We start from the raw sequence: 4596 nt of genomic DNA, 5'->3' as shown, positions 1-4596 counted from the left end.
GATTTTCCAGACCGTTTATGATTTCAAACTACGACATACTGATTGTTGGCGGTGGCGCGGCAGGTTTTTTTACAGCCATCAACATCGCGGAAAACAATCCGACACTTAAAATTGCAATACTCGAACGCGGCAAGGAAGTTTTAACCAAAGTGAAAATTTCCGGTGGCGGACGCTGTAACGTAACGCACGCTTGTTTTGTTCCGAACGAATTGGTGAAATTTTATCCGAGAGGCGAAAAGGAACTGAAAGGACCGTTTCATCAGTTTTGTTCTGGCGACACGATTGAATGGTTTGAAAAACACGGTGTAGAACTGAAAATCGAAGAAGATGGGCGCATGTTTCCCATTTCCGACAGTTCTCAAACCATCATCGATTGTTTTTTAACAGCCGCAAAGAAATTGGGAATCGAAGTGTTAATCGGTCAAAGTGTGCAATCCATTTTTAAAGGAGATGCTTATTGGAAAGTGGAAACCAATCAGCAAAGTTTCAAGTGTGATAAATTGGTGATGACCACCGGAAGTAATCCGAAAATGTGGGAAATGATGACTTCATTAGGACATTCGATCATTGAGCCGGTTCCGTCGCTTTTCACCTTCAATATAAAAGATGCTCGTATCAAAGACCTGATGGGTGTTTCCGCTTTGGCTTCGGTTAAAATTAAAGATTCAAAATTAAAAGCTTCCGGACCATTGCTGATTACGCATTGGGGCATGAGCGGCCCCGGCATTTTGCGATTATCGGCTTGGGGAGCGCGAGAATTGGCGGATAAAAAGTATCAGTTTGTATTGCAGGTTAATTGGCTCAACGAAACCGATTTCGAATCGGCATTGGACAATCTGAAGGAATTAAAAGAAGAAAATGCGAAGAAGCTAGTTGTGAAATTTTGTCCATTTGAATTTCCGAAGCGTTTGTGGGAAAGTTTGCTCATTGCGTCCGGAATTTCAGCCGAAACCAAATGGGCGGATTTATCCAAAAAGCAATTGTCGGATTTAACGAATCAACTTACCAACGGTCAATTTCAGGTCAACGGGAAAAGTACTTTTAAGGAAGAATTTGTAACAGCTGGCGGCATCGATTTAAAAGAAATCAACTTCAAAACCATGGAAAGCAAATTGCACGAGAACTTGTATTTCGCTGGGGAAATTCTAAACATAGATGCCATAACCGGCGGCTTCAATTTTCAGAATGCCTGGACGGGTGGTTTTTTAGTGGCTAAAGCAATTACTGAGGCTTAAATCATTCGATACCGCCAACTAGAGAATCTTGCCAAACTTTTAAATCACGCCATTTGCCTTCATAGGCTAAACGCGCCTGACGCGGCCAGGTTGTCGGATTGTGAAACGCGAAACGATCGCCTGCTTTCATCAGAATTTCATTGCAACGGTCTACGGAAGTTTCTGATAAGCGCTTCCAGCTCATGATGCCGGACGATTTGAACAATTCTTCAATTTTAGGGCCGATGCCTTCGATGACTTTCAAGTCGTTTTCTTCTACTTTTTTTCCAATTACAGAAGAAGCCAGTTCGGAATCAAAATCAGCATGAATCGGTTCGTTTGATGTGAAGCCTAAAATATGACTGCTGGAATCATTTTTTGATTTGAAACTGTTGAGTTCCAATTCCAATTCGTTGATTCTTTGTTTTTTGTGGTCGAGTTCGGTAACCAAATCGGCTAAGCCATTTTTACCAAAACCTCCCGATTTTCCAATGATGTAGCCCAATAAAACGCCAATCAGACCAATAATCACAACAAGTACTGCGCTCATAAACTAAATTTTAAAGGTTATACATTTGGTGCTTTCTACTATGAAAGGCATTGTATAAAGTTACCTAAAATATTTGTAATGAATGAGTTGTAAGGATTTTGTTTTGGATGAAACGGGTAAAAAATCGATGAATGCTATTTGTTGAGCCAAAAAATCGCTGCGTTGAGTATTCCGGCAAAACTTACCCAAGCTAAATAAGGAAGCATTAATATTCCGGCAAATTTGTCCACTCTTTTGAAGATTACATACGTCTCGAAAATCATCAGCCATAGTAAAATCAGTTCGGCCAAAGCCAATAACGGATTGTGTAAACCGAAGAAAAGATACGACCATAAAAAATTCAACCCTAACTGAATTGCGAAAAACTGCAAACCTTTTCGAACATTAATCCGGTCGGAATCCATTTTGTTCCAAACCAGACCGGCAGCAACACCCATCAAAATGTACAAGGTAGTCCAAACCGGAGCGAAAATCCAGTTGGGTGGATTGAAGAACGGTTTTTCTAACGTCGGATACCAGTCGGTTATACTTTGACGCGTAATAATTCCTGAAAAATAGCCGATGCACAAACAAGTGGCGACTACCATCAGAACTTTTGTAATTTTTTGGTTCATAAATTCGTTTCTCTTTTCAAAAATAGAAAATTTTCGAGAATCTTTATCGGAAGAAAATCAAACCGTCTAAAATAGTATCTTTGCGTAAATTTTTCAGGTATGGTATCGGACAAGGATTTTATCCAAAACGAATATAATTTACAAGTAGAAAACGGTAGTTTTCAGTGGAGTGCGCCCAGTAACATCGCTTTGGTGAAATATTGGGGAAAAAAGGAAAAGCAAATTCCGGCGAATCCATCCATCAGTTTTACGCTGAATAATTGTAAAACCATCACCAAATTGTCGTTTGCCAAAAAACAAAACGACGGCACTTTCTCGTTCGATTTGTTGTTTGAAGGACAGCCCAAAGAAGAATTCAAGCCGAAAATCATCAAATTCTTTGAACGAATCGAAACCTATTGTCCGTATCTTAAAGATTTTCATTTTACAATTGATACCGAAAACACCTTTCCACACAGCTCAGGAATTGCGTCTTCAGCTTCCGGTATGGCGGCTTTGGCAATGAATGTGATGAGTTTGGAGAAAACTTTGAATCCAACAATTTCGGAAGAGTATTTCAATCAAAAAGCTTCGTTTTTAGCGCGTTTAGGTTCAGGAAGTGCGTGCCGAAGCATTAAAGGCGAAATCGTAGTTTTCGGAGAGCATAAAGATATTGCAGGAAGTTCAGATTTGTTCGGCGTGGAATTCACATCAGCAGTTCATCCAAATTTTAAAAACTATCAGGACACGATTTTGTTAGTCGATAAAGGCGAAAAACAAGTGTCGAGTTCGGTGGGGCACGATTTGATTTTTGGTCATCCGTTTGCCGAACAACGCTTTGCTCAGGCACATCGCAATTTATCCACTATAAAAACCGTTTTAGAGAATGGTGATTTGGAAGAATTCATCAAAATTACCGAAAGCGAAGCCTTGATTTTACACGCGATGATGATGACTTCGATGCCGTATTTCATTCTGATGAAACCGAATACGCTGGAAATTATCAACCGAATCTGGAAATTCCGAAACGAGACGCAAATTCCGGTTTGTTTCACGTTAGATGCCGGCGCAAACGTACATGTTTTGTATCCTGAAATGGTAAAAGAAGATGTTTTGCAATTTATTAAAACCGAATTAGTTGGCTATTGTCAGAATGGTCAGTACATTTGTGACGAAATTGGCAATGGCGCTGTAAAATATAATTGATTTTTTAGTACATTTACTTTGTAAATCCCAAATAAAAACCAAAGCAAAAAATGAAAGGACCGCTTTTTTACTCAAAAATTCTGCTTTTCGGAGAATACGGAATCATCAAAGATTCCAAAGGTTTGTCGATTCCTTATAATTTTTACAATGGCGCTTTGAAAGTTGATGAAAATCCATCGGAAGAAGCGGTAAAATCCAATGCAAGTTTGAAAAAATTTGTGTCGTATTTAGGCGATTTACAAACCGAACAACCCGAGTTGGTTACTTTTAATTTAGAGGTTCTGAAAGCGGATGTAGAGCGCGGTATGTACTTTGATTCCAGTATTCCGCAAGGTTATGGAGTAGGGAGTAGCGGTGCTTTGGTAGCGGCGATTTACGATAAATATGCCAACCATAAAATTACGGTTTTAGAGAATTTGACACGTGAGAAATTGTTGCAGTTAAAAGCAATTTTTTCGCAAATGGAATCATTTTTCCATGGGAAAAGTTCTGGTTTAGATCCGTTGAATAGTTATTTGAGTTTACCGATTTTAATCAATTCCAAAGACAATATCGAACCGACGGGAATTCCATCCCAAAGTGCTTTAGGGAAAGGAGCGGTGTTCTTGATTGATTCAGGAATTGTAGGCGAAACGGCTCCAATGGTAAACATCTTTATGGAGAATTTGAAAGAAGAAGGATTCCGCAAAATGCTGAAATCCCAATTCATTAAATATACCGATGCCTGTGTGGAAAACTTCCTGCACGGCGATATGAAATCTCTTTTTAGCAACACCAAAAAACTGTCAAAAGTGGTGTTGAATAACTTTAAACCGATGATTCCGGAGCAATTCCATCAGGTTTGGCAAAAAGGAATCGATACCAACGATTATTATTTGAAATTGTGTGGTTCTGGCGGTGGCGGTTATATTCTCGGTTTTACGCAAGACCTTGAAAAAGCTAAACAATCGTTAAAAGATTACAAATTGGAAGTGGTGTATCAGTTTTAAGAAATAACTTTAAACTCTTAACCTAAAACTTCTTAAAAATCATG

Annotated in this window: 5 protein-coding genes; 3 read left to right on the top strand and 2 right to left on the bottom strand. The window is 39.1% G+C overall.

Features of this window, described 5'->3' with window-relative positions; translation table 11 throughout:
• The first annotated feature begins 17 nt into the window (after nt 1–17).
• Nucleotides 18–1235 carry an NAD(P)/FAD-dependent oxidoreductase gene (locus RUH60_RS11485; RefSeq protein WP_313808437.1) on the top strand — a complete coding sequence of 406 codons (1218 nt, stop codon included), beginning with the start codon at nt 18–20 and terminating at the stop codon, nt 1233–1235.
• Between the two features lies 1 nt (nt 1236).
• On the opposite strand, the gene RUH60_RS11480 is transcribed toward RUH60_RS11485, so the two are convergent.
• Both RUH60_RS11480 and RUH60_RS11475 read right to left on the bottom strand, forming a co-directional pair.
• A complete protein-coding gene (locus RUH60_RS11480; protein WP_313808435.1) occupies nt 1237–1764 on the bottom strand; it encodes a hypothetical protein in 528 nt (175 codons plus the stop codon).
• Between the two features lie 134 nt (nt 1765–1898).
• Nucleotides 1899–2378 carry a TspO/MBR family protein gene (locus RUH60_RS11475; protein WP_313808433.1) on the bottom strand — a complete coding sequence of 160 codons (480 nt, stop codon included), beginning with the start codon at nt 2376–2378 and terminating at the stop codon, nt 1899–1901.
• Between the two features lie 99 nt (nt 2379–2477).
• Here RUH60_RS11475 and RUH60_RS11470 point away from each other — a divergent pair, with 99 nt between their 5' ends.
• Together RUH60_RS11470 and RUH60_RS11465 are read left to right on the top strand one after the other, a co-directional pair.
• Nucleotides 2478–3563: a diphosphomevalonate decarboxylase gene (locus RUH60_RS11470; RefSeq protein ID WP_313808431.1), complete on the top strand. Its 1086-nt coding sequence runs from the start codon at nt 2478–2480 to the stop codon at nt 3561–3563.
• A gap of 50 nt (nt 3564–3613) precedes the next feature.
• Nucleotides 3614–4552 (top strand): mevalonate kinase, encoded by a 939-nt coding sequence (locus tag RUH60_RS11465; protein WP_313808429.1) that lies wholly within the window; start codon nt 3614–3616, stop codon nt 4550–4552.
• Nucleotides 4553–4596: the final 44 nt, after the last annotated feature.

This window comes from Flavobacterium sp., from assembly GCF_032153895.1.
In the GTDB taxonomy this organism is placed as follows: Bacteria; Bacteroidota; Bacteroidia; order Flavobacteriales; family Flavobacteriaceae; genus Flavobacterium.
This window is presented reverse-complemented; position numbering and strand designations above follow the sequence as displayed.